The organism is Leucobacter sp. CX169, from assembly GCF_017161405.1.
Classification (GTDB): Bacteria; Actinomycetota; Actinomycetes; order Actinomycetales; family Microbacteriaceae; genus Cx-87.
The window spans coordinates 1,112,091-1,136,955 of record NZ_CP071051.1 but is presented as its reverse complement, the minus strand read 5'-3'; the positions used below and the strand labels follow the sequence as shown (position 1 = coordinate 1,136,955).

The following is a 24,865-nucleotide window of genomic DNA, read 5'->3' as shown; positions in this document are numbered from 1 at the left end:
AGTGCCGGTAAGCTTTCGCCTTGTGCATGTATTGAGCGTGAGTTCCCTTAAGGGCGGGGTCGGCAAGACCACCGTTACCCTCGGCCTGGCCTCCGCCGCGTTTTCCCGTGGCCTGCGAACCCTGGTCGTCGATCTCGATCCGCAGTCGGACGTCTCGACTGGGATGGATGTGTCCCCGGAAGGGCACTCGAACATCGCGGATGTACTCGAGAGCCCCAAGGAAAAGACCGTCAGGGACGCGATCGTCCCGAGCGGCTGGACGAAGCACCACGAGGGCAACATTGACGTCCTCATCGGAAGCCCAGCAGCCATCAACTTTGACGGCCCGCACCCTTCGATCCGAGAGATCTGGAAGCTCGAGGAGGCGCTCGCGAGCGTCGAGAAGGACTACGATCTCGTCCTCATCGATTGCGCCCCCTCGCTGAACGCACTCACCCGCACCGCGTGGGCCGCGAGCGATCGCGTGCTCGTCGTGACCGAGCCGGGCCTCTTCGCCGTGGCCGCCGCCGACCGCGCACTGCGCGCGATCGAGGAGATCCGTCGTGGCATTAGCCCGCGACTGCAGCCGCTCGGCATTGTCATCAACCGCGCCCGCACCCAGTCCATGGAGCACCAGTTCCGCATCCGCGAACTTCGCGAGATGTTCGGGCCGCTCGTGCTCAGCCCGCAGCTCCCAGAGCGCACCTCGCTGCAGCAAGCGCAGGGCGCGGCGAAGCCCGTGCACATCTGGCCGGGCGAGACCGCTCAGGAGATGGCCGGCTACTTCGACCAGATCCTCGACCGCGTCCTCCGTTCGGCAGGGATCGAGGCGCCCACTGCCCGCCTGCTTGCACGCATGGGCGATGGCGCGAGCGACTCCGCCACCGTGATCGCGACCGAGCCGCTTCCCACCGAGGTCTCGGACACCGCCGATGTCGTCACAGACCGCGCGGCTGAGCCGGTCGATCCCGCAGTGGTGGAGCCGGACGCGTCCGAGGCGCAGCCATCGGGGAACGCCTCGACGCAGCGCCAACAGCCGAAGAAGAAGAAAAAGCGCTAGCCCGTCAGACAGAAAGCGGTCGGCACCCTCGGGTGACCGGCCGTTTTCTCGTTCACCACCCGGAATATTGCGTTATTTTTTATGGGAGACATTACCAAATGTGACGAATTCCTATGCGGATCCGCCCGGAGCGCCTACCCTCAAGGACATGGAACCCACTACGGCGGCGCTCGCGCTCGGCGCGCTCGCGGCGCTCACCGCGGTCGCGGCCCTCGTACTCAAGCGCACCCCGGAGCGCGCCCGTCGCGTCCGTGATGCGCGCCCGATCGACCTGTCCTCCCTCGGGATCGAGGGGCCTGGCGAGCGCGCCACGATCGTGCAGTTCAGCACCGAAATGTGCGCGAGATGCCCCGGGGTCCGCCGCGTCATTTCCGGTCTTATCACTCCCGGCGTCGAGTTCGTCCACGTTGACGTGACGCATCGGCCCGAGATCGCGAGCCAATTCAACCTGCTGCAGACCCCGACGGTGCTCCTGCTCGACCCTGCAGGGCGGGCACGCACTCGCCTGAGTGGTGCCATTAGCCGCGAGGCCCTCGCCCGCGAGCTCACCGAGCTCACCTCACTCGCCGGAGGCCCCCATGTCGCATCGCTCGCCCGATAACACGTCCCTGCCCGCACCGAGCCCCGGTCAGATCGACCCCCGGGGACCGGTGTTCGGCGCGGCGATCACCTCGGTGCTCCTGCTGGTCGCCATCTTCCTCGCACTCACGGGAGCCGCCACGACCCTCACCGCCGGGCGCAGCACCCTCGCTGAGCGCGCACTCGATCCCGGCTTCCTGCTGCTCGGCGTCGTCGCGATCCTGTTTACCTGGTCACTCGTGGCGCCCAGCTCGCAGCCGCTGCAAGCGATCTTCCGCTTGGCGGTGCAGCCGAGGCTCGCTCCGCCTGCGGACTGGGAGGACGCGCGACCCCCGCGATTCGCGCAAGGGGTTGGCCTGGCCGTCGTCGGAATCGGGCTTGTACTGCACCTGGCCGGGGTGCCGCTGGCGCTCGTGGTCGCGGCCGCTGCGGCGTTCGTCGCGGCGGCACTGAACGCGACCGTGGGCTTCTGCCTCGGGTGCGAAATCTACCTGCTGCTCGTGCGGGCACGCGTCATCACGCCCAAATCACCGGGCACAGCCTGACGTAGCTTGCTCGTCGCGCAGCGAACCTGCGAGGGTACGAGCGCTAGGAGATCTTGCGCTGCGTGCGGCGCACCGCAAGCTCGTCGAGGGCGTCACCCGAAACATCGCGGTGCGACTCGATATCGACGAGCGACACCTCGACCTCGCGAAGGACCTTGCCCACCGCAATTCCGAATACTCCCTGGCCGCGGCTGACCAGGTCAATGACCTCGTCGTTCGACGTGCACAGGTAGACGCTCGCCCCGTCGCTCATGAGCGTCGTCTGAGCGAGGTCGTGGACGCCCGCCTCGTGCAGCTGCGCAACCGCGGTGCGGATCTGCTGCAGCGAAATTCCCGTGTCAAGCAACCGCTTCACGAGCTTCAACACGAGGATGTCGCGGAAGCCGTACAGTCGCTGAGTACCGGATCCTTGAGCGCTGCGCACGGTCGGCTCGACGAGCCCCGTGCGTGCCCAGTAATCCAGCTGACGATAGCTAATCCCGGCGGCGCGTGCGGCAACCGCACCCTTGAAACCGCCGTCCACGTCGGGCTGCGGGAGCCCGTCGCTGAACAAGAGCTCATTGCCCGCGGAATCGACCGGGATGGAGTCGACAGGTGTCGACGCAGAGTCCTCCATCAGGTGCCTTCCCGCCGGGGCGACTCTCGCGTCCGACTCATCCAACGGTACCCATGCGCGACCCCCGGTGCAACGACCGCCGCATCACAAGTTTGGCGTGTCGCATTGGAGCCCGACCGGACCTCGCACCGAGATTCCTACTGCGCGAGTCGTTGCCTGACCACACCCGCACGAACGGCGTCCAGCAGGTCCGCGAGCTCGAGCGCATCATTGCCGGCTTTCGCCGCGCCACCCGCCGCCACACCACGCGTCGCGACGGCGTGTTCGATCAAGGCGACGTCGCGTTCGGCAGCCAGCCTGAGCTGGCGAAGATGGGGCGGGGTCAGCCCGCGCTCGCTGAGCTCCATGAGCGCGGTGAGCTGCGCCAGGGCATCCTGAGAAAAGACTTCGGTTGGGGGCAAGAGCCCCGCGCTAATGGCCTCGCCCAGGAAGCGGGGCGTCGCGCCACTCTGACGCAGCAGCTCGTCGCGACCCATCACGGAGCGAGGGCGCAAGATGCTCGACACATTCCGCGGCACCGCGCCAGGGATGACCGGGTCACGCCCGGCGTCGAGCTCGGCCAGCACACCGGAGATCACCCGCAGCGGGAGGTAGAAGTTGCGCTGCAGGGTGAGGATGATGCGGATGCGCTCGATGTGGGACTGATCAAACTTGCGGTAACCCGCCTGGGTGCGCTCTGGCGTGACGAGTCCCTGCTCTTCTAAAAAGCGCAGCTTCGAGGGGCTGAGGTCCGAGAAGTCGTCCTGCAGGATCTCCAGCACCTGGCCGATGCTGAGAAGCGCTGCCCCCGAGTGCGAGGAAGCGGCCGCTACTCCCACGCTACTGCTCGTCGGCCAGGTCGAACCGAGACGCGAAGAAGGTGAACTTGAACTTCCCCACCTGCACTTCAGCCCCGTCGACGAGGGCGACTTCGCCGTCGAAGCGTTCGCCGTCGCAGTAGGTGCCGTTGAGCGAGCCCAGGTCGCGCACCGAGAACGTGCTGCCCGAGCGCGAGAATTCGGCGTGCTTGCGAGACACCGTCACGTCATCGAGGAAGATATCGACCTCGGGGTGCCGTCCCGCGATAGTCGAGGTGGCGTCAAGCAGGAATCGGGCGCCGAGGTCGGGTCCGCGTCGCACGACCAACAGCGCAGCGCCAGAGGGCAGCGCTTCGACGGCCTCGCGCTCGTCCACCGAGAGATTCGTGGCCGAAGCGCGAATCATTGCGCTCAGATCCTCGCGGAACTGCTGCGTCGAACGCACCTCGGTGTCGTCGCTTCGCTTGGTCTGCTTGTCAGCGCTCACGTCGCCCAGCTCCTTGTCCATCAATTCGAGCTTCCGCCCAATACTTCTACGCTATCGCAGCGGCGGCGGGGCCGCATCCCTGATCCGCTAGCGTCCCGGGCGGCTTTCATGTCCTTCGAGGAACTCATAGACCTCATGGGCGTCGACTCCGGGAAACGTCCCGGTCGGCAGGGCCGCGAGCAGGCTGGTCGGCGTCGCCGCCTCCGGCCATGCCGCGCCCTCCCACTTCCGAGTGAGCACCGTGGACGCGCGGCGGCAGCAGGTCTCGTCCGGGCAGTGCGATGCGGTGCGATGCGACGTCTCGCGACCGCGGAACCACTTCACCGCGTGGAAGGGCACCCCGACGCTGACCGAGTACTCCCCCTCCTTCGCCTTTTCCACCCGCGACGTGCACCAGTAGGTGCCACCAGCCGCCATGTCGGTGTACTGATACCACGGGTTGAACCGGTCGGCAGAGGCAAAGACCGTTCGCGCCGTCCAGTTTCGGCACACCATCGCGCCCTCGAGCGCCCCCAGCGCGTCGGACGGGAACTTTACGTCGTCGTTCTCGTATGCCTTGATGAGGGTCCCCGACTCGTGCACCTTCATGAAGTGCACCTCGAGGTCGAGCCGCTCGGTCGCGATGTTGGTGAATCGGTGCGCCGCCATCTCGTACGAGACCGCGAAGGCATCCCGCAGGTCCTCCATCGAGATCTGCCGGCGCTGCTTGGCCTCGGCCAACAGCGTGACGGTCGCCTCCTCGGGCAGCAGGACCGCTCCCGCCAGATAGTTCGCTTCGACCCGCTGGCGCAGGAAGTCCGCGTAGTTCTCGGGCTCCTCGTGCGCGCAGACGACGCCGGCGAGGGCGCGCAGGATCGGGGCGCGGGCGTCGCGGGAGGGCACATTCGCCCCGAGGTAGATCCGGCCGTTGCGCCGGTCGATCACCGAGCGCGTCGAGTGGGGCATGTCGTGGACGTAGTGGAGCGAGAAGCCGAGCTTCGCCGCGACATCGGCGATGGCCTGGTGCGAGACCGGCCCCCCGCTGTACCCCACGGAGGCGAGCAGCTTCGCCGCCTCCGCCTCGAGCTCGGCGAAGTAGTTGCCCCGGCCACGCATCTCGGCGCGCAGGTCGGTGTTCGCTCGGCGCGCCTCCTCGGGCGTCGCGGCGCGTTCCCGGTGCAGGCGCTCTACTTCTTGGTGCAGACCGAGAATTGCCCGCAGCGTCTCGTCGCTCGTCGCCTTCGACACACGCACCGGATGAATGCCGAGCGCACCGAACACCGCGCCCCGCTGCGCTCGCTCCACGGCAATCTCAAGCGCGGCCCGCTCGTTCGGAGCCTCGTCGGTCAGCAGGTCATCAACAGTCGAGCCGAGCGCGACGGCGAGGGCCCGCAAGAGTGGAAGCCGCGGCTCGCGTTTTCCGTTCTCGATGGCCGACACCTGCGAGGGCGCACGGTCGATCGCCTGCGCAAGCTGCTCGAGGGTCATCCCGAGCTCGTTGCGTCGCTCGCGCACGCGGCGTCCGAGAGTCAGCGCATCAGCAGTGTCGGTCGACTGGCCGGCGGGGACGAGGGTCGCGGTGGCGGGCACTGGGCGACGTCCGGAATCGAGAAGAGTCATGTTTTCCATCGTCCCACAGTCCGATTCTTTCACCAAGCAGAAATTTGTCGAATCTTCACCCCCGAATCCGACAGATTGCCTGCCCTAGGGGCGCGCATGATTGAAGACATCAAGCATCACCACCCGAACACCGCTCATCACTTTCACCGCGATCGACAGGACGCACCATGAACACCACGCAGGCACCCACGACGACCCTCACCGCGGCCGGGCCCGCAGCCGGGACCGCACCGATCGCCCCGGGTCCTCGCATCGATGTTGTCGGCGCGCTTCACCCCCGCTTCGACGAGATCCTGACCCCGCAGGCGCTCGAGTTCGTGACCGAACTGCACCGCCTTTTTGCCGGCGCACGCCACGATCGCCTGGCCGAGCGGATGCGCAAGCGCTTCGAGATCGGCAACGGCCGCGACCCGAAGTTCCGCGATGACACCGCGCACATCCGCGAGGACGCCTCGTGGCGCGTCGCCGGCCCCGGCCCGGGCCTCGAGGACCGCCGCGTAGAGATCACCGGCCCGACCGACCCGAAGATGACAATCAACGCCCTGAATTCCGGCGCGAAGGTCTGGCTCGCGGATCAGGAAGACGCGACGAGCCCCACCTGGAAGAACGTCATCGGCGGCCAGCTGTCCCTGTTCGACGCGATCCGCGACCAGCTCGAGTTCACGAGCCCCGAGGGCAAGCAGTACCGCGTCACCGCGACCGAGACGCCGACGATCGTGATGCGGCCCCGCGGCTGGCACCTGGTCGAGAAGCACCTGCGCTTCACGGACGGCCACGGCCAAGCGATGGCGGCGTCCGGCAGCCTCGTCGACTTCGGCCTCTACGCGTTCCACAACGCCCAGGAGCTCGTGGCACGCGGCCGCGGCCCCTACTTCTACATCGCCAAGCTCGAGTCGAGTGAAGAAGCGCAGCTCTGGGACGACGTGTTCAGCTTCACCGAGCGCACGCTGGGCCTCGAACACGGCACCATTCGCGCCACGGTCCTCATCGAGACGCTCCCCGCCGCGTTTGAGATGGACGAGATCCTGTATGTCATGCGCGACCACATCGCCGGCCTGAACGCCGGTCGCTGGGACTACATCTTCTCGATCATCAAGAACTACCGCGGCCGCGGCGCTCGATTCGTACTGCCCGACCGCAGCGAGGTCACCATGACGGTGCCCTTCATGCGGGCCTACACCGAGCTGCTCGTGCAGACCGCCCACAAGCGCGGCGCGCACGCTATCGGTGGCATGAGCGCGTTCATCCCGAATCGTCGTGACCCCGAGGTCACCGCGCTCGCCGAGCGCAAGGTGCGCGCCGACAAGAACCGCGAGGCGAACGATGGCTTCGACGGCACCTGGGTGGCCCACCCCGATCTCATCCCCGTAGCCCAGGCCGAGTTCGATGCCGTGCTCGGCGACAAGCCGAACCAGGTCGACCGCCAGCGCGACGACGTGCACGTGACGGCGGCAGACCTGCTCGACGTGCACATCGGCCGCGAAATCTCGAACGCCGGCGTGCGCGAGAACGTCTCGATCGGCATCCGCTACATCGAGTCCTGGCTCCGAGGCGTTGGCGCTGCGGCAATCGACAACCTGATGGAGGACGCGGCAACTGCCGAGATCAGCCGATCGCAGATCTGGCAGTGGATCCACCAGGACCAGTCGACCGCCGAGGGCACCCGCATCACCCGCGAGTGGGTGGAATCCCTCGTGCACGAGGTCACCGGCTCATTTGATCGCTTCGAGGGTGACCGCTTCGATGACGCGGCAGAGATCTTCGCTGACGTCGCGCTCGGCGAGACGTTCCCGACGTTCCTGACGGTTTCGGCCTACAGCCGCTACCTGGTCGAACTCGACTAATCCCAGCCGCACTGACGAAAGCGACCCGGTCTCTCAGGAGGCCGGGTCGCTTTCGTCAGTGCGCGTAGTCGACTACTGCGCCCGCTCGATCGCGGGACCAAGCTCATCAACCATGAGGGACTCGGTGTCGAGCTGACCCGTGCGATAGGCCGCGCGGCCCACCATGTGCGCCGCGACCGGGGCGGTCAGTGCCTGAAAGATGAACACTGGCAGCAGGCCGATGAGCGTCGAGAACGAGCGCTGATCGATCGCGATCGCTGCGATCACGAGCAACAGCCCGAAGATCTGCGGCTTCGTGGCGGCGTGCAGGCGGCTCAACGCGTCCGGGAAGCGCAGCAAGCCGATGCCCGCCGCGACCGAGAACCCGGCCGCGCCCAACACGCACACGAGCGCCACAAGGTCGAGTACCTGATCAAACATCGGTGGGCCCCTTCCCCGTCGGCAGTGTCGGCTGGCCCGCGCGACGCTTGACGTAGCGCGCGACGACGATCGTCGCGAACACGGCGGTGGCACCCAGCGCCGTCATGAACGCGATCGAGTCGGTGTGGCCGCGCAGGACCATGTCGACCCCAACGACCAGCATGAGCGTCGTCAACAGCACGTCAGACGCGATCATGCGATCAAGGATCGTGGGGCCGCGCACGATCCTCACGAGCGCGCACAGCGCGGTCACGGTGAACCCGACGCCCGCAGCGACGGCCAAGGCGAGCTCAAACGTGCTCATGACAGCGCCTCCACTTCCTCGCGCGAGCCGATCGACCGAATCAAGAGAGACTCGATGCGAGCGACTTCCTCGCGCATCCTCCGCAGCTCCTTCTGCGTGGGCGTGTTCAAGACGTGGAGGTACAGCGTCGACGCAAATCGATCGACCTCGGCCACCAGCGAACCCGGGATCAGCGAGATCGTGAGGCCCGTCAAGGTCAGGATGAAATCGGATCTCGTGCGCAGCCGCACCGCGATGATCGCGGTCTTCGGCGGCGGCCCCGGGCGAAGTGCGAGCCAGGCGACCTGGAACGAAGCGATCATGAGGTGGCGGAAGAAATACTCCAGGAAGCGCAGCGCGTACCAGAGATTGAAGCGCCCCGCGAGGTCGACCGGCGGCAGATAGAACAGCCGCGTCGCGACATACGAGACCAGGATCCCGCTGATGAGCGACATCCAGGAGACCTCGCGCCAGAGCGCCATCCACAATATGACGAGGCCAACGAGGAGTGGAATCTCATGCAGGCGAAAGAGACGCTCGAGGCGACGGTCGGCGCGGGTCACGGGGCCACCTCTGTGCTCTCTTCGGCGTCGTCTGTATTCGGACGCTTGCCGAAGTCGGGGTGCAGGCGCGACTCGGGGGGCTCGAGCTCGGTCGTGCCGCTGCCCCCGCCGAGCCCGTCCCGTGTGTCACCGAGGACGAGCTGGACGAGTCGCGCCGGGTTTGCGAGGTCCTCGCCCGCCCGACTGGCATAGGCGTAGAGCGGCCCCGCGAAGATGGTGAGGGCGACGCTGACGCCGACCATACCGGCGGTGGCCCCGGTCATCAGCCTGGGGATGTCGCGCTTTGCGCGCCGCGGCTGCGCGTCGGGGGCGTCGTGCAGTCGCACCAGTTGGTCCACTTCGCGGCGCCGAAGCTCCGCACCCGCGGACGGTGCCGCTGTCGGTGCCGCAGCGGGTTCCACGGCAGGCGTGGCCGCGGCTTCGGCAGCGGCGGCCTCGACCGTGCGAGCCCCGGCCGTCACCCCAGCCGTCGACTGCTCCTCAGACCGGGCCGGCGACGCAGCGCCTCCCAGGCTCGCGGCCGCGTCGATATTCACCATCGGGAACTCTGCGCCGGTGAGGTCCACGCCAACGGTCCGCAGATCGGCGCCTGCTCCCCCGTTGACGCCGGGCGCCGAGGTATCCGACGAGCTGTTGACCTCGAGGCCCGAGGCGGCCGCCTGGTCCCGCGGACGCCAGAAGGCCAGGCTCCACGCGCGAGTGAGCGCGTAGAGCGTGAGCAGCGAGACGGCCGCGCCGATGCCGATGAGCCAGTACGCGCCGGGGGTCGCAAGGTCGGCGCCCGCGGTGAAGAGTCCGAGCTTGCCGATAAATCCGGAGAATGGCGGGATCCCGCCGAGGTTGAGCATCGGGATGAAAAACAGGACGGCGATCACGGGTGCGCTCCGCAGCATGCCGCCAAGCCCCGTGAGAGACGTGGTCCCCCCGTGGCGCTCCATCAGACCGACCGCGAGGAACAGCGTCGTCTGCACAATAATGTGGTGCGCGATATAGAAGATCGTGGCCGAGAACCCGAGCACGCTCGCCATCCCGATGCCGAAGATCATGTACCCGATGTGGCTGATAAGCGTGAACGACAGGATCCGCTTGATGTCGAGCTGCGAGACCGCGCCGAGGATCCCGACAAGCAGGGTGCAGCCCGCGATCACCAGCAATAAGTTGTCGACGCTCGACAGCGGGAAGAGCAGCGTCTGGGTGCGAATGATTGCGTAGACGCCCACCTTGGTGAGCAGGCCCGCGAAGACGGCGGTCACCGGAGCCGGGGCCGTCGGGTACGAGTCCGGCAGCCAGAACGCCAGCGGGAAGACGGCGGCCTTGATCCCGAACGCGATGAGCAACGTGAGATTCAGCAGCAGCTGGACCGAATCAGGCAGCTCGGCAATGCGGATGGTCAGCTGTGCCATGTTCACGGTGCCCGTGGCCCCGTAGATCAGGGCGATGGCGCCGAGGAACAGGATCGAGGACACGAGCGAGACCACGACGTAGGTGACCCCGGCCCGGATCCGCTGCACCGTCCCGCCCAAGGTGATGAGCACGTAGCTTGCGACCAACAGGATCTCGAAGCCGACGTAGAGGTTGAACAGGTCTCCCGCGATGAACGCGTTGCAGACACCCGCGCCGAGCACGAGGTAGGTCGGGTAGTAGATCGAGACCGGCGTCTCTTCGTCGCCGTCGGCGAGACCTTGGCCGAGCGAGAAGAGCAGCACGCCCAGGAGGACGACGGCCGAGACCGTGACCATCAGCGCCGACACCCGATCGACGACGAGGGCGATACCGTACGGGGCCGCCCAGCCCCCGACCTCCATCACGAGGGTGCCCTGGGTATCGCTCGCCCACATCAGGATGCCGCCCAGCACGACGATCGTCGCGAGCGCCGCGACGGTGATGCCCTGCTGCAGTCGGCGCCGGCCTGGGAACGACAGGGTGATTGCGGCCGCGGCGAGCGGCACGAGCACCACCAGCGGGATCAGCGGGGTGAGCGTCATGAGCGGCGCTCCTGTTCTTCGGCGGCGTCCGCCGGATCTTCGTCGAACTCGGGTGTATCGGCGATGTCCTCATCGGTGAGTTCGACGGAGGCCAGCGCCTGGGTGCTTGCGAGCTCGATGTCCTCTTCGTCGTCGCGCACCGTGTCTTCGTCCTCGCGAGCGAGCCGCCAGGAGCGGTAGATGAGGGCGAGGAGGAACGCGCTGACGCAGAAGGTGATGACGATGGCCGTCAGGATGAACGCCTGCGGCAGTGGGTCACTCATGTCCTCGGGGTCGACGGTGCCCGCAATCGGGGCGGCTCCGAAGTTTCCGGACATAAGGAAGAGCATGAGGTTGGTCGCGTTGCCGACGAGCAGGAATCCGAGCAGCACTCGGGTCAGGCTGCGGTCGAGCAGCAGATAGACGCCGCCGGCGTACAGCACGACCATGACGGCGACGAGCACGAGGGGCATGGTGGAAATCATCGCTGGGTCGCCTCCTCAAGCGCGGTGTCGGCGTCTTCTTCCTCGTGCTCGTCGATCTCCGCGCCGAGGCTGCGCAGCACGTCGAGTATCAGGCCAAACACCACGAGGTATACGCCGACGTCGAAGAACGTCGAAGTCACGATGGAAATCTCACCCAGCGGCCCGAGATCAAGGTCGAACCAGGACGACGCGAGCGCCGACTGACCGAAGAAGAGCGGGATGATCGCGACGGTCGCCGCGATGCCGAATCCGACGCCCAGGATCCGCCCGGCGTCGAGCGAGACCGTCGCCCCCAGCTCATATCGACCGCCCGCGAGGTAGCGCGCCACGAGCGCGAGACCGGCGACGAGCCCGCCCGCGAAGCCGCCGCCCGGCGTATTGTGCCCGGTCAGCAACAAGTAGATGGACAGCAGAATCAGCGCATGGAAGATCAGGCGCACGACGACCTCGAGGATGATCGAGCGCCGCTCCGGGGCCAGGTGACGGCCGGCGAGCAGCCAAGTGCCTCGTGCAGTGGAGTCGTTCGGGTCGGCGACCCGCAACAGGTGCTCCCGCACCCGGCTCCGTGCGGCCTGGCGGCTGAGTTTGGGCAGGTTGTCCCCGCGGGTGCTCCGGAAGACGAGCGAGGCGACGCCGGTGGCCGCCGCCAGGATCACGGAGAGCTCCCCCAGCGTGTCCCAACCGCGAATATCGACGAGCATGACGTTGACGACGTTGTAGCCGTGTCCGCCGTTCACCGCGAGCTCGGGCAACTTGAGCGAAATCGGCTCGGCCACGCGGGCGCCGAGCGCGATCACCGCGGCGCCCCCCAGCGACAGCCCGACGCCGGCGCCGATCAGCGCACGTACGATGCGCACCCTCCGGCTCGAGCGCGCCGAAATGCGCTGCGGCAGCCGGCGGATCACGAGCACGAACGCGATCAGGGTGATCGTCTCGACGAGCGCCTGGGTCAGGGCGAGATCCGGTGCGCCATGCAGTGCGAAGAGCGCCGCCATGCCGTAGCCCGTCACGCCGACAAGCACGACGGCTTGGAAACGGGTCGGCGCGCGCAGCGCCGCGACCGCCGCGATGATCATGACGATCGCGATCGGAATCTGCACGGGCGAAGTCGCCCAGACGATGGTCGCGGGCCAGTCCCCCGAAACGAGGAGAGTTCCGCCGATGGTCACGGTCGTCACGATCAGGATGACCGCCAGGTAGAACGGCAGCGAACCGCGCTGGGTGAGCGAGGTCAGCCGCACCGCGAGGATGTCCAGCCAGTGTGTGACGACCCAGTAGGCGTGCGCGCCCGAGAAACGGTCGGATCCCTGCGGGACCCGGTGCTTCGGGCGACAGAGCCACACCGCGAGGAGCACCCCGATGAGCAGCACCAGGACGGACGCGCCGAGCGCCGGCGTGAAGCCGTGCCAAAGCGCGAGGTGCTCGGGGGCTGCCCCGCCCGCGGGGTCGACCGTCTGCACGAGCTCCTGGAACCAGGGGTCCAAGAGCGAGGCGAAGAGGCCGCCTCCCAGCGCGAGCAGGGCGAATGCCGCTGGCGCGATCAGGATGCTCGGGTACTGGCGGTGCGTCGTAGCGCAGTCGAGGACGCCACGCTTGGTGGCAAACGCGCCCCAGAGGAAGCGCCCCATGTACGCGACCGTCAGCACGCTGCCCAGGGCGGCAACCGCAAAGGCGAGCACCGCGAGCGGCTCCGTCTGCCCGACTGCCAGCAGCTCAGTAAACGCGGACTCCTTTGCAACGAAACCGGCGAGCGGCGGGAAACCGGCCATTGAGGCTGCCGCGAGCGTCGTGACCACGGCGAGCACGGGGGCCTGCCGCCAGAGTCCGCTGAGCTTTCGGAGGTCTCGCGTGCCCGTCCGATGGTCAATGATGCCGACGGCGAGGAAGAGCGGCGCCTTCGCCACAGCGTGCGCGAAGAGCAGCGCGAAGGCTGCGAGATCGGTGCGCGGGTCGGCAATACCAAACATCATGACGAGGAACCCGAGCTGGCTCACGGTGCCGTGCGCGACGATCAGTTTGATATCGAACTGGCGCAGCGCGCGGATCCCGCCGTTGAGCATCGTGATGCCGCCGAGGATCACGAGCGTCTCGCGGAACCCGGCGACGTCGCCGAACGCCGGTCCGAGCCGGGCAATCAGATAGATACCGGCCTTGACCATCGCGGCGGCGTGCAGGTACGCACTCACCGGCGTCGGCGCGGCCATGGCGCCGGGCAGCCAGAAGTGGAAGGGAAAAATCGCCGACTTCGAGAGCGCGCCGACCAGCATGAGGAAGACGGCCACCGTTGCTGCGGTACCCGTCGGGGGGTCTGCGAGGATCACGGAGAGCTGCGACGTCCCGGCGGAGTTCGCCAGGATCACGAACCCGACAAGCATAACGAGCCCGCCCAGCGTCGTCACCATGAGCGCCTGCAGCGCCGCCGCGCGGCTCGTCCGGCGGAACGACGCGTGGCCGATCAAGAGGAAGGAGAAAATCGTCGTGCCTTCCCAGAACAGGAAGAGCAGGTAGACGTCGTCCGCGAGCACGAGGCCCAGCATTGAGGCCGCGAAGCCCACAAACACCCCGGCAAACCGTGCGAGGCCTTCTTCGCCGGTCTCGAAGTATCGCCAGCAGTACAGCAAGACGAGGGCTCCAGCGCCCGTGACGAGCAGCGCGAAGAGCAGCGATACGGGATCGAGCCGGAAGGTCAGGGTGAGGTCGAGTTCGGGAACCCACGGAAGGCGTTCCGTCTGCACTCCCCCGGCCAGCACGCTGGGCGCCTGGGTCGCCAGCGCAATGCAGGCGGCGGCAAGCACGCCGGCCGCGGCGGGGAACGCCGCAGGACCAAACCGCCGAAACACCGGCGGGCAGACGAGCGCCGCGAAGACGAGCAGGACCAAAATGCTCGTCATCAAACCCATCCGCTGCCCTTTCGTTGCACCCACGCCTTCCGGCGAATGGGCTCTCAACCAGCTTACCGGAGTGCCTCCCGCAGGCTTTCCTATGAGCGCTTTTCGGGCATAAAAAAAGGGGCCTCATTTTTCGATGAGGCCCCTTTTACAAAAAGAAGTCCGGCGGTGTCCTACTCTCCCACAGGGTCCCCCCTGCAGTACCATCGGCGCAGTCAGCCTTAGCTTCCGGGTTCGGAATGTTTCCGGGCGTTTCCCTGACGCTATAACCGCCGTAACACTATTGACCTGTCAAACCCAACCACACAGACACACCAACCAGGACAAGTACACACTCCGAAGAGCATGGACTACACCGGTCAGGGTGGGTGGTTGTGGCTTGACCGTACGTCAAGAACCACAAAGTGGACGCGAAACATCAAAACACACATCAGAGGTGATGGAAGTGAAATCAAGCCATCGGCTTATTAGTACCGGTCAGCTCCACACGTTACCGTGCTTCCACATCCGGCCTATCAACCCAGTAGTCTACTGGGAGCCTCTCCCGGGCTAAACCCGGATGGAAATCTCATCTTGAGGCCGGCTTCCCGCTTAGATGCTTTCAGCGGTTATCCATTCCGAACGTAGCTAATCAGCGATGCCCTTGGCAGAACAACTGACACACCAGAGGTTCGTCCAACCCGGTCCTCTCGTACTAGGGTCAGATCCTCTCAAATTTCCGACGCACGCAGCGGATAGGGACCGAACTGTCTCACGACGTTCTAAACCCAGCTCGCGTACCGCTTTAATGGGCGAACAGCCCAACCCTTGGGACCTACTCCAGCCCCAGGATGCGACGAGCCGACATCGAGGTGCCAAACCATGCCGTCGATATGGACTCTTGGGCAAGATCAGCCTGTTATCCCCGAGGTACCTTTTATCCGTTGAGCGACAGCGCTTCCACAAGCCACTGCCGGATCACTAGTCCCGACTTTCGTCCCTGCTCGACCTGTCAGTCTCACAGTCAAGCTCCCTTGTGCACTTACACTCGCCACCTGATTGCCAACCAGGTTGAGGGAACCTTTGGGCGCCTCCGTTACTCTTTAGGAGGCAACCGCCCCAGTTAAACTACCCATCAGGCACTGTCCCAGAACCCGATTAGGGTCCGTAGTTAGATATCCAGAATGACCAGAGTGGTATTTCAACAATGACTCCACCTGAACTAGCGTCCAAGCTTCACAGTCTCCCACCTATCCTACACAAGTCACACCGAATACCAATACCAAACTGTAGTAAAGGTCACGGGGTCTTTCCGTCCTGCTGCGCGTAACGAGCATCTTTACTCGTAATGCAATTTCGCCGAGTTCATGGTTGAGACAGCTGGGAAGTCGTTACGCCATTCGTGCAGGTCGGAACTTACCCGACAAGGAATTTCGCTACCTTAGGATGGTTATAGTTACCACCGCCGTTTACTGGGGCTTAAATTCAGAGCTTCGCTTGCGCTAACCCCTCCTCTTAACCTTCCAGCACCGGGCAGGCGTCAGTCCGTATACATCGTCTTGCGACTTCGCACGGACCTGTGTTTTTAGTAAACAGTCGCTTCCCACTGGTCTCTGCGGCCATCACACCCTTTCGGAGTAAATCCTAATAGGCGGATGGCCCCCCTTCTCCCGAAGTTACGGGGGCATTTTGCCGAGTTCCTTAACCATGATTATCTCGATCTCCTTAGTATTCTCTACCTGACCACCTGAGTCGGTTTGGGGTACGGGCGGCTAAAACCTCGCGTCGATGCTTTTCTTGGCAGCATAGGATCAATGACTTCGCCCCTACGGGCTCCCCATCAGCTCTCAGCCTTATATGAGCAGCGGATTTGCCTACTGCTCGGCCTACAACCTTAGACCGGGACAACCATCGCCCGGCAACATCTACCTTCCTGCGTCACACCTGTTAATACGCTCACCACCCCAGTCCGGGTTCGCAGCTTCCCCTCCCGTTCAACCCGAAGGCATCCCGAAAGCTTCCATTGCTTAGCACTACTGGTTAGGTCTTTGACGGTTTTTCGCCGGTACGGGAATATCAACCCGTTGTCCATCGACTACGCCTGTCGGCCTCGCCTTAGGTCCCGACTTACCCAGGGAAGATTAGCTTGACCCTGGAACCCTTGGTCTTCCGGAGGACGGGTTTCTCACCCGTCTTTCGCTACTCATGCCTGCATTCTCACTCGTGTGGCGTCCACGGCTGGTTCACACCGCCGCTTCACTCGCCACACGACGCTCTCCTACCCATCCATACGGCTGGACCACGAAGGCCTACCAATAATATGAATGCCACAATTTCGGTGGCGTGCTTGAGCCCCGTTACATTGTCGGCGCGGAATCACTTGACCAGTGAGCTATTACGCACTCTTTCAAGGGTGGCTGCTTCTAAGCCAACCTCCTGGTTGTCACAGCAACTCCACATCCTTTTCCACTTAGCACGCGCTTTGGGACCTTAATTGGTGATCTGGGTTGTTTCCCTCTCGACAATGAAGCTTATCCCCCACTGTCTCACTGCTGCGCTCTCACTTACCGGCATTCGGAGTTTGGCTGACGTCAGTAACCTTGTAGGGCCCATCGGCCATCCAGTAGCTCTACCTCCGGCAAGAAACACGCAACGCTGCACCTAAATGCATTTCGGAGAGAACCAGCTATCACGAAGTTTGATTGGCCTTTCACCCCTATCCACAGCTCATCCCCTCAGTTTTCAACCTAAGTGGGTTCGGTCCTCCACGCGCTCTTACACGCGCTTCAACCTGGCCATGGATAGATCACTTCGCTTCGGGTCTAGGACATGCGACTGAATCGCCCTATTCAGACTCGCTTTCGCTACGGCTACCCCTCAAGGGTTAACCTCGCCACATATCGCTAACTCGCAGGCTCATTCTTCAAAAGGCACGCTGTCACAGCAACAAGGCTGCTCCAACGGTTTGTAAGCAAACGGTTTCAGGTACTATTTCACTCCCCTCCCGGGGTACTTTTCACCTTTCCCTCACGGTACTTGTCCGCTATCGGTCATCTGGGAGTATTTAGGCTTATCAGGTGGTCCTGACAGATTCACACGGGATTTCTCGGGCCCCGTGCTACTTGGGATACTCTCCACGCGGTGGGCGCATTTCGGGTACGGGATTCTCACCCTCTTCGATCGACCGTTCCAAGTCGTTCCCCTATACGCACACGCTCACGTTCACTGCTCGGCAGAACAGAACGGAAAGTCCCGCAACCCCAACCATGCAACCCCTGCCGGGTATCACACATGACTGGTTTAGCCTCATCCGGTTTCGCTCGCCACTACTACCGGAATCACATGTTGTTTTCTCTTCCTGAGGGTACTGAGATGTTTCACTTCCCCCCGTTCCCTCTACCCGCCCTATATATTCAGGCGGGAGTCACCAGGCAACCTTGCAGCCCCTGGCGGGGTTTCCCCATTCGGAAATCCTCGGATCACAGCTCGTTTATCAACTCCCCGAGGCTTATCGCAGATTACGACGTCCTTCTTCGGCTCCAGATGCCAAGGCATCCACCGTTTGCTCTTAGAAACTTGAAATCACATAAGTAATCATGTTCGCGCCAAACCCACCCCCAAAGGAGTGAAAATTCGACGCAGACCATGAAACACCACACTCTCGTGTGTGTTTCTAAAGATGCTCGCGTCCACTGTGTAGTTCTCAACGTACGGTCGGTACCGCTCCCCACCACATGAACCAACCGGTTCGGGCGAAGCCACGGCCCAAGAAACCAACCCAACACTTCCGTGCCGGCCTGGTCCCTCAGGACCCAATAACGTGCAAATGACTCAGAACTCACCACCCAAAGCGTTCCAACCGTTACCGGCGTACTTACTCCAAATGACTCGCACCAAGCCTGTCAAATATTCCAGCCGTGAGCACCCAGCACCACACATTCGGTGATGATCTGAGTATTCTGCATGACCAAACGGCCATGAGTGCTCCTTAGAAAGGAGGTGATCCAGCCGCACCTTCCGGTACGGCTACCTTGTTACGACTTAGTCCTAATCACCAGTCCCACCTTCGACGACTCCCTCCACAAGTGGTTAGGCCATCGGCTTCGGGTGTTACCGACTTTCATGACTTGACGGGCGGTGTGTACAAGGCCCGGGAACGTATTCACCGCAGCGTTGCTGATCTGCGATTACTAGCGACTCCGACTTCATGGGGTCGAGTTGCAGACCCCAATCCGAACTGAGACCGGCTTTTTGGGATTCGCTCCACCTCGCGGTATCGCAGCCCTTTGTACCGGCCATTGTAGCATGCGTGAAGCCCAAGACATAAGGGGCATGATGATTTGACGTCATCCCCACCTTCCTCCGTGTTGACCACGGCAGTATCCCATGAGTTCCCACCATTACGTGCTGGCAACATAGGACGAGGGTTGCGCTCGTTGCCGGACTTAACCGAACATCTCACGACACGAGCTGACGACAACCATGCACCACCTGTTTACGAGTGTCCAAAGAGTTGACGATCTCTCGCCCGTTCTCGTATATGTCAAGCCTTGGTAAGGTTCTTCGCGTTGCATCGAATTAATCCGCATGCTCCGCCGCTTGTGCGGGCCCCCGTCAATTCCTTTGAGTTTTAGCCTTGCGGCCGTACTCCCCAGGCGGGGAACTTAATGCGTTAGCTACGACACAGAAACCCTGGAAAGGTCCCTACATCTAGTTCCCAACGTTTACGGCATGGACTACCAGGGTATCTAATCCTGTTCGCTCCCCATGCTTTCGCTCCTCAGCGTCAGTAGTGGCCCAGAGATCTGCCTTCGCCATCGGTGTTCCTCCTGATATCTGCGCATTCCACCGCTACACCAGGAATTCCAATCTCCCCTACCACACTCTAGCCTGCCCGTACCCACTGCAAGCCCGAGGTTGAGCCTCGGGTTTTCACAGCAGACGCGACAAGCCGCCTACGAGCTCTTTACGCCCAATAATTCCGGACAACGCTTGCACCCTACGTATTACCGCGGCTGCTGGCACGTAGTTAGCCGGTGCTTTTTCTGCAGGTACCGTCACTTGCGCTTCTTCCCTACTAAAAGAGGTTTACAACCCGAAGGCCGTCATCCCTCACGCGGCGTTGCTGCATCAGGCTTGCGCCCATTGTGCAATATTCCCCACTGCTGCCTCCCGTAGGAGTCTGGGCCGTGTCTCAGTCCCAGTGTGGCCGGTCACCCTCTCAGGCCGGCTACCCGTCGTCGCCTTGGTGAGCCATTACCTCACCAACTAGCTGATAGGCCGCGAGTCCATCCCCAACCGATAAATCTTTCCAGCAACACACCATGCGGTGATTGCTCATATCCGGTATTAGACGCCGTTTCCAGCGCTTATCCCAGAGTCAGGGGCAGGTTACTCACGTGTTACTCACCCGTTCGCCACTCATCCACCAGAGCAAGCTCTGGCTTCAGCGTTCGACTTGCATGTGTTAAGCACGCCGCCAGCGTTCGTCCTGAGCCAGGATCAAACTCTCCGTAAATGAAAAGTGCATACAACCCGGGGAAAAATCCGGACTGCAGCGAGCTTGATTCTGACAAAGATACGAACCATAGACCCTGCCGAAGCAGCGCCATCTGGCTCTTGTATCGTTATCCAATAAAAAAGGAACATCTACACCCACTCCGAAGAGCAGATGACGAGGTTCAAATAAATGGTATTTGACATTTAGTGCACGTTATTGAGTTCTCAAGGACCAGACACCCCCCGTACACACCCGAAGGCTTCCGAAAGGCAACTTCCCTAACTTACCACACCCTGAACACGACCTCAACCCGAAGGCGAGCCGCACCAGTGCGAGCAAAGCAGGCGAACCACCATCTTACCCGGTCGAACCATCAGGTTCAAGACCAGCGAGACAAGCAATTCATTGTCACGTTCGCAACCGGGCCACATTCCGTGTCCCGCACTGCCGTGCTGACAAGGGATAACATTACGTTCGATCCGGCCCGCGGGCAAATCACGCCCCGCCGCCGGGCGTGTCCCCCCGGAAACACGCGGAAGTTACGAATCTGAGCCGACCCGCACGGAGCCCGCCTCCGGCCCGAATCGGCCCAAAAACCGGCGAAACAGGCAAAAGATGCCCGATTCCCGGGCGCGGCGGGGCTTCAGCGTCTGCCTGATTGAATAGACCGGTGACCCAAACGAACGCGGCAACCCCGCACGCAAACAACGCTCCCCTCTCCCCCCTCCCCTCTCCTGCAGACTTCGGCTTCTCGGTCGAGCACGCACAGGGCGCGGGCAGCGCGGTCGGAAGCGATGGGCGCGCGCTCGGCCGCGTGGGCACGATCCGAACCCCTCACGGGGAGATCCAGACTCCGGCATTTGTCCCCGTCGGGACGAAGGCCACCGTAAAGGGGCTGCTCCCCGAAACGGTGACCGAGCTCGGCGGCCAAGCAGTACTGGCCAATGCGTACCACCTGTTCTTGCAGCCCGGCAGCGACATCGTCGACGAGGCCGGCGGACTCGGTCAGTTCATGCACTGGGACGGACCAACCTTCACCGACTCCGGCGGGTTCCAGGTGATGTCGCTCGGCATCGGATTCCGGAAGGTCATTTCGATGACCGAGGCCGAGCACACCTCCGGCGACGTCATCGCCCGCAACAAGGATCGCCTGGCGCACGTGAACGAGGACGGCGTCACGTTCAAGTCCTACCTCAACGGCGATGTGCACCACTTCACTCCCGAGGTGTCGATGCAGGTGCAGCACCAGCTGGGTGCGGACATCATCTTTGCCTTTGACGAGTGCACCACTCTCCTCAACACTCGCGACTACCAGGAAGACTCGGTCGAGCGCACTGCCCGCTGGGCCGTTCGATGCCTCGATGAGCATGCACGCCAGACCGAATCGCGGGGGCATCGTCCCTATCAGGCGCTGTTCGGGGTCGTGCAGGGCGCCCAATATGAGGACCTCCGGCGCCAGGCGGCCCGCGGCCTCGCCGAAATGACCGGCGCCGAGGCGGGAAACCAGAGCTTCGACGGCTTCGGCATCGGCGGGGCACTCGAGAAGGCCGAGCTCGGACGCATCGTGAGCTGGGTCTCGGACGAGCTCCCCGAGAACAAGCCGCGCCACCTCCTCGGCATCTCCGAGCCGGACGATCTCTTCGCGGCAATCGCCGCGGGTGCCGACACCTTCGACTGTGTCGCCCCGTCACGCCAGGCCCGCGGCGGCAGCATGTACAGCGCAAATGGCCGGATCAACGCGAAGTCAGCCGGGCAGCGCCGGAAGTTCGCCCCGATTGAAGAGGGCTGCGACTGCTACACGTGCACCCACGTCACCTCGGCATACCTGCACCACCTGTTCAAGGCGAAGGAGATGGTCTCCTCGACCCTCGCGACCATCCACAACGAGCGCTTCATCGTGCGTTTGGTCGACCAGATCCGGGCCAGCATGATTGACGGAACGTTCCGCGAGCTGCGCGAGGACGTGCTCTCGCGGTACTACTCCCCCGACGCGGCGCGCGACATGATTGCCCGCTCGGACTCGCTCGCGGATCCTGCCTCGGCGTAAGCCGCTTCCTTCCGGACGACCCACGGAATCACGCGGGTCGTCACGGGGAGCAGGACGACTTCGGCGAGGCACTTGATCACGTAGCCCAGTGCCACGTAGCCGAAGAAGTCCCAGCCCGTGATGACCCCGAAGAACGCGATCGTGCAGAACACGATGGTGTCGACGAGTTGGCCAAGCATGGTCGAGCTGATGAGGCGGAACCACAGGCCCCGCCCCTCCATGCGATCGCGCAGGCGCACCAGCACCCAGCTGTTGACGAACTGACCGGCCAGGAACCCGCCGAGACTTGCGAGCACAATACGCGGCACGAATCCGAGCACCGATTCGAAGGCCTCTTGCTGCTCCCAGCCGGGAGCGGCAGGAGAGATCTGGGCGAGCCAAATCGTCAGTGAGGCGAGCGCCGACAGGGCAAACGCCGTCAGGATCGCGCGCCTCGCACCCTTGATCCCGTATACCTCGCTGAGCACGTCGCCGATCACGTAGACCAGCGGAAACAGGAACACTCCGCCGTCGACAATGAGCGGACCGACCGCGATGAGCTTCACCGCGACGATGTTCGAGATCAGCAGCAGCCCCACAAAGACCGCGACGATAATGCCGTACAGACCGCCGGCCGAGGCGACGCGGGGGTTATATGTTGAGGGCGCCACGAATCAGATCCATATTCAGTCGCATCGCCACCTGGGCGCCGCCGCCCGCCGCGATGATGAGTTGTTGCGGGCCGGGCGGCACGATGTCGCCGACGGCGTACACGCCGCGGATTGAGGTCTCGCCGCGGTCATCCACCACGATGAGGCCCCAGCCGTCGCGCGCAATGTCCTGCTCCCCGAGAAACTCGACCGGTGCCTGCCATCGCGGACGCACGAAGCCGCCGACACGGGGAATCACCGTGCCATCGGCAAGGCGCACCCCGGTCATCTCGGCCTTCTCGCCGACAATGTCGTCGATGGCACGGCGTTCCACCGTGATCCCGATGCGGGCTAGCTGCGCTTCTTGCTCCGGACGGACGGTGTCGGCGCCGTTGGTAAAGACGATGAGATCGGAGCTGAACCGGCTGATCAGCAGGGCGCGCGAGAACACATCGCTTGTCTCGCCGATCAGCGCCAGCGGCTTGTCCGACTTCTCGAAGCCGTCGCACTCGACGCAGCTGTGCAGTGCCGTGCCGTAGTACGCACGAATCATCGGAAGCGCGGGGAGCTGCTCGGTGAGCCCGGCGGTAATGAGCACACGCCGGGCGACGAACTCGACGTCCGCCGCGCCGCGGATCCCGCTGCCGCGCACGCGGAAGCCGATGCCGTCGGGGAACCCGACCGCGTGCGCCTCCGCCTCGGTGAGCGGGGTAACCTCACGCACGATCGCGGGGGCGAAAATCGCCGAGGGGTATGCCTCGAACTCCTCACGCCCGAGGCGGCGCAGCTCGAGGGGCGGCGCGCCGTCCCGCGTCAGAAAGCCGTGCGACTGCAGGGTCGCGGAGTGCCGCGGCCGGTTGCTGTCAATGATCGCGATGCGGCGATTCGCGCGCACGAGGTTGATGCCCGCGGAGAGCCCGGCCGGGCCGCCGCCAATGATGGCGACGCCGATCGGCGCGACCGCGGAGGTCGACTCGGCGCCCGAGTCGAAATCACTCGGGTCGACGGGAGACTGCGCCGCGCGCGGTGAGGCCTGCGCGGCAGTCGTCGAGTCTGGCATCGTCATGTCACTCATCGCTATTCCGCGAGGCGCCCGTCAAGGCGGCGCAGGCGTGCGAGGGTCTCGCTCTGACCGAGCAGTTCGAACGACTCGAAGAGCGGCGGCGAGACGCGGCGTCCCGAGGCGGCGACGCGCAGCGGCCCGAAGGCGACGCGGGGCTTGAGGCCGAGACCGTCGATAAGGGCAGCCTGCAGCGCCGCCTGAATCTGCTCGGTGTTCCAGTCGGTGTCGGACAGAGCCGAGAGCGCCTCGATTCCTGCGGCCAGGACTGTGCGGGCGTCCGCGGGCAGCGATTTCATCGCGTCCTCGGCATACTCAAGCTCGTCGGTCGGGGTGAAGAGGAACGCGAGCATGCCGACGACGTCGCTCAACACCGTAACGCGGCTTTGCACGAGCGGCACCGCCTGACGGATGAGTTCGAGCTGCTCGGCGCTCGGCTCGGCAGGGATGACCGACTCTGCAGCGAGGTACGGCAGGATCCGCTCGCCAAAATCCGCCTCCGAGAGCAGTCGAATGTGGTCGGCGTTGATCGAGTCGGCCTTCTTCTGGTCGAAGCGTGCCGGGTTCGGGTTTACGTCCTTCACATCGAAGGCCGCGATCAGCTCGTCAGTCGAGAAGACGTCGCGGTCGGGCGCGAGCGACCAGCCAAGCAGCGAGAGGTAGTTGATGAGCCCCTCGGGAATGAACCCGCGGTTCTTGTGGTGCAGCAGGTTCGACTCGGGGTCGCGCTTGGACAGCTTCTTGTTGCCCTCGCCCATGACGTAGGGCAGGTGACCGAACAGCGGAATCTCCTTGGCCACACCAATCGCAACGAGGGCGTGGTACAGCGCCACCTGGCGAGGCGTGGAGGACAGGAGGTCCTCGCCGCGCAGCACGTGGGTAATGCCCATCAGTGCGTCGTCGACCGGGTTTACCAGCGTGTAGAGCGGCGCGCCGTTCGGGCGCACGACGACGAAGTCGATGGTCGATCCTGCCGGGAAAGAGATGTCCCCGCGCACGAGGTCAGTAAAGGAGAGATCGACCTCGGGAACCCGGAAGCGGAGCGCGGGCGAGCGGCCCTCGGCGCGGTACGCCGCGCGCTGCTCGTCCGTCAGGTCGCGATCGAGGTTGTCGTAGCCGAGCTGCTTCGCACGGCCGTTCGCCTCGTTGCGCGCGTCGATCTCCTCCGAAGTCGAGAAGCTCTCGTACAGATAGCCGGCCTCGCGCAGTCGCTCGATGACCCCCTGGTAGATCTCACCGCGCTGCGACTGACGGTACGGTCCGTGCTCGCCGCCAGCGTCGATGCCCTCGTCCCAGTTCAGACCAAGCCAGCGCATCGAGTCGATGATCTGGCCGTAGCTCTCCTCGCTATCGCGCGCGGCATCGGTGTCCTCGATGCGGAACACGAAGGTGCCACCCGTGTGCCGGGCATACGCCCAGTTGAACAGCGCGGTGCGCACCATGCCGACGTGCGGCGTGCCCGTCGGTGACGGGCAGAAGCGGACGCGAACATCGGCTCCGGTGGCGGACGAGAACTGGGGCGTGGCTACGTGTGACATTAC

17 protein-coding genes, 3 rRNA genes and 1 pseudogene are annotated in these 24,865 nt (G+C 64.1%); 5 read left to right on the top strand and 16 right to left on the bottom strand.

What is annotated here, in order from left to right; translation table 11 throughout:
- Positions 1-22: 22 nt before the first annotated feature.
- The 3 genes and pseudogenes from JW030_RS05055 to JW030_RS05045 all read left to right on the top strand — a co-directional run.
- Positions 23-814: pseudogene (locus JW030_RS05055) on the top strand (ParA family protein); the annotation flags it as partial.
- Positions 815-1,187: 373 nt separating this feature from the next.
- Positions 1,188-1,640, top strand: coding sequence for a thioredoxin family protein (locus JW030_RS05050; protein ID WP_188045007.1), 453 nt, complete (start codon positions 1,188-1,190; stop codon positions 1,638-1,640).
- Complete coding sequence (locus JW030_RS05045) at positions 1,618-2,163, top strand: DUF4395 domain-containing protein (RefSeq protein ID WP_188045008.1); 546 nt, start codon at positions 1,618-1,620, stop codon at positions 2,161-2,163. Before JW030_RS05050 ends, JW030_RS05045 begins: the two co-directional genes overlap by 23 nt.
- A 43-nt stretch (positions 2,164-2,206) precedes the next feature.
- Here the strand turns inward: JW030_RS05045 and JW030_RS05040 are convergent, their stop codons facing one another.
- From JW030_RS05040 to JW030_RS05025, 4 genes are all read right to left on the bottom strand, one after another.
- A complete protein-coding gene (locus tag JW030_RS05040; RefSeq protein ID WP_188045009.1) occupies positions 2,207-2,779 on the bottom strand; it encodes a MerR family transcriptional regulator in 573 nt (190 codons plus the stop codon).
- Between the two features lie 137 nt (positions 2,780-2,916).
- Complete coding sequence (locus JW030_RS05035) at positions 2,917-3,597, bottom strand: MerR family transcriptional regulator (RefSeq protein ID WP_188045010.1); 681 nt, start codon at positions 3,595-3,597, stop codon at positions 2,917-2,919.
- Between the two features lies 1 nt (position 3,598).
- Positions 3,599-4,084 carry an FHA domain-containing protein gene (locus JW030_RS05030; protein ID WP_370566909.1) on the bottom strand — a complete coding sequence of 162 codons (486 nt, stop codon included), beginning with the start codon at positions 4,082-4,084 and terminating at the stop codon, positions 3,599-3,601.
- A 66-nt stretch (positions 4,085-4,150) separates the two neighbouring features.
- Positions 4,151-5,671 carry a helix-turn-helix domain-containing protein gene (locus tag JW030_RS05025; RefSeq protein ID WP_370567020.1) on the bottom strand — a complete coding sequence of 507 codons (1,521 nt, stop codon included), beginning with the start codon at positions 5,669-5,671 and terminating at the stop codon, positions 4,151-4,153.
- Positions 5,672-5,829: 158 nt separating this feature from the next.
- On the opposite strand from JW030_RS05025, the gene aceB reads away from it, so the two are divergent.
- Positions 5,830-7,506, top strand: a complete 1,677-nt coding sequence (gene aceB, locus JW030_RS05020; RefSeq protein ID WP_188045012.1) for a malate synthase A — start codon at positions 5,830-5,832, stop codon at positions 7,504-7,506.
- A 72-nt stretch (positions 7,507-7,578) separates the two neighbouring features.
- On the opposite strand, the gene mnhG is transcribed toward aceB, so the two are convergent.
- From mnhG to JW030_RS04975, 9 genes are all read right to left on the bottom strand, one after another.
- Positions 7,579-7,926 (bottom strand): monovalent cation/H(+) antiporter subunit G, encoded by a 348-nt coding sequence (gene mnhG, locus JW030_RS05015; protein ID WP_188045013.1) that lies wholly within the window; start codon positions 7,924-7,926, stop codon positions 7,579-7,581.
- The gene (locus JW030_RS05010) at positions 7,919-8,230 is read right to left on the bottom strand and encodes a sodium:proton antiporter (protein WP_188045014.1); all 312 of its coding nucleotides are present in this window, start codon (positions 8,228-8,230) and stop codon (positions 7,919-7,921) included. The genes mnhG and JW030_RS05010 overlap by 8 nt, the downstream gene beginning before the upstream one ends.
- Positions 8,227-8,772 carry a Na+/H+ antiporter subunit E gene (locus JW030_RS05005; protein ID WP_188045015.1) on the bottom strand — a complete coding sequence of 182 codons (546 nt, stop codon included), beginning with the start codon at positions 8,770-8,772 and terminating at the stop codon, positions 8,227-8,229. The genes JW030_RS05010 and JW030_RS05005 overlap by 4 nt, the downstream gene beginning before the upstream one ends.
- The gene (locus tag JW030_RS05000) at positions 8,769-10,757 is read right to left on the bottom strand and encodes a Na+/H+ antiporter subunit D (RefSeq protein WP_241095566.1); all 1,989 of its coding nucleotides are present in this window, start codon (positions 10,755-10,757) and stop codon (positions 8,769-8,771) included. The genes JW030_RS05005 and JW030_RS05000 overlap by 4 nt, the downstream gene beginning before the upstream one ends.
- Positions 10,754-11,221, bottom strand: a complete 468-nt coding sequence (locus JW030_RS04995; RefSeq protein WP_188045016.1) for a Na(+)/H(+) antiporter subunit C — start codon at positions 11,219-11,221, stop codon at positions 10,754-10,756. The genes JW030_RS05000 and JW030_RS04995 overlap by 4 nt, the downstream gene beginning before the upstream one ends.
- Positions 11,218-14,112 carry a Na+/H+ antiporter subunit A gene (locus JW030_RS04990; protein ID WP_241095565.1) on the bottom strand — a complete coding sequence of 965 codons (2,895 nt, stop codon included), beginning with the start codon at positions 14,110-14,112 and terminating at the stop codon, positions 11,218-11,220. The genes JW030_RS04995 and JW030_RS04990 overlap by 4 nt, the downstream gene beginning before the upstream one ends.
- Before the next feature lie 157 nt (positions 14,113-14,269).
- Positions 14,270-14,386, bottom strand: a 5S ribosomal RNA gene (rrf, locus tag JW030_RS04985).
- A gap of 170 nt (positions 14,387-14,556) precedes the next feature.
- A 23S ribosomal RNA gene (locus JW030_RS04980) occupies positions 14,557-17,670 on the bottom strand.
- Between the two features lie 410 nt (positions 17,671-18,080).
- Positions 18,081-19,606: ribosomal RNA gene (locus JW030_RS04975) — 16S ribosomal RNA — on the bottom strand.
- The 16S, 23S and 5S rRNA genes sit together here, the layout of an rRNA operon.
- Before the next feature lie 652 nt (positions 19,607-20,258).
- Here JW030_RS04975 and tgt point away from each other — a divergent pair.
- Complete coding sequence (tgt, locus tag JW030_RS04970; RefSeq protein ID WP_188044431.1) at positions 20,259-21,635, top strand: tRNA guanosine(34) transglycosylase Tgt; 1,377 nt, start codon at positions 20,259-20,261, stop codon at positions 21,633-21,635.
- Here the strand turns inward: tgt and JW030_RS04965 are convergent.
- Genes JW030_RS04965 through gltX form a run of 3 tightly spaced genes read right to left on the bottom strand, consistent with a single transcriptional unit; the run spans position 21,566 to position 24,862 of the window.
- The gene (locus tag JW030_RS04965; protein WP_188044432.1) at positions 21,566-22,285 is read right to left on the bottom strand and encodes a queuosine precursor transporter; all 720 of its coding nucleotides are present in this window, start codon (positions 22,283-22,285) and stop codon (positions 21,566-21,568) included. The two genes, tgt and JW030_RS04965, sit on opposite strands and share 70 nt — an antisense overlap.
- Positions 22,266-23,339 (bottom strand): NAD(P)/FAD-dependent oxidoreductase, encoded by a 1,074-nt coding sequence (locus tag JW030_RS04960; RefSeq protein WP_241095564.1) that lies wholly within the window; start codon positions 23,337-23,339, stop codon positions 22,266-22,268. The genes JW030_RS04965 and JW030_RS04960 overlap by 20 nt, the downstream gene beginning before the upstream one ends.
- Positions 23,340-23,341: 2 nt before the next feature.
- On the bottom strand, positions 23,342-24,862 hold the full coding sequence (gltX, locus tag JW030_RS04955) for a glutamate--tRNA ligase (protein WP_188044433.1): 1,521 nt from the start codon (positions 24,860-24,862) through the stop codon (positions 23,342-23,344).
- Positions 24,863-24,865: the final 3 nt, after the last annotated feature.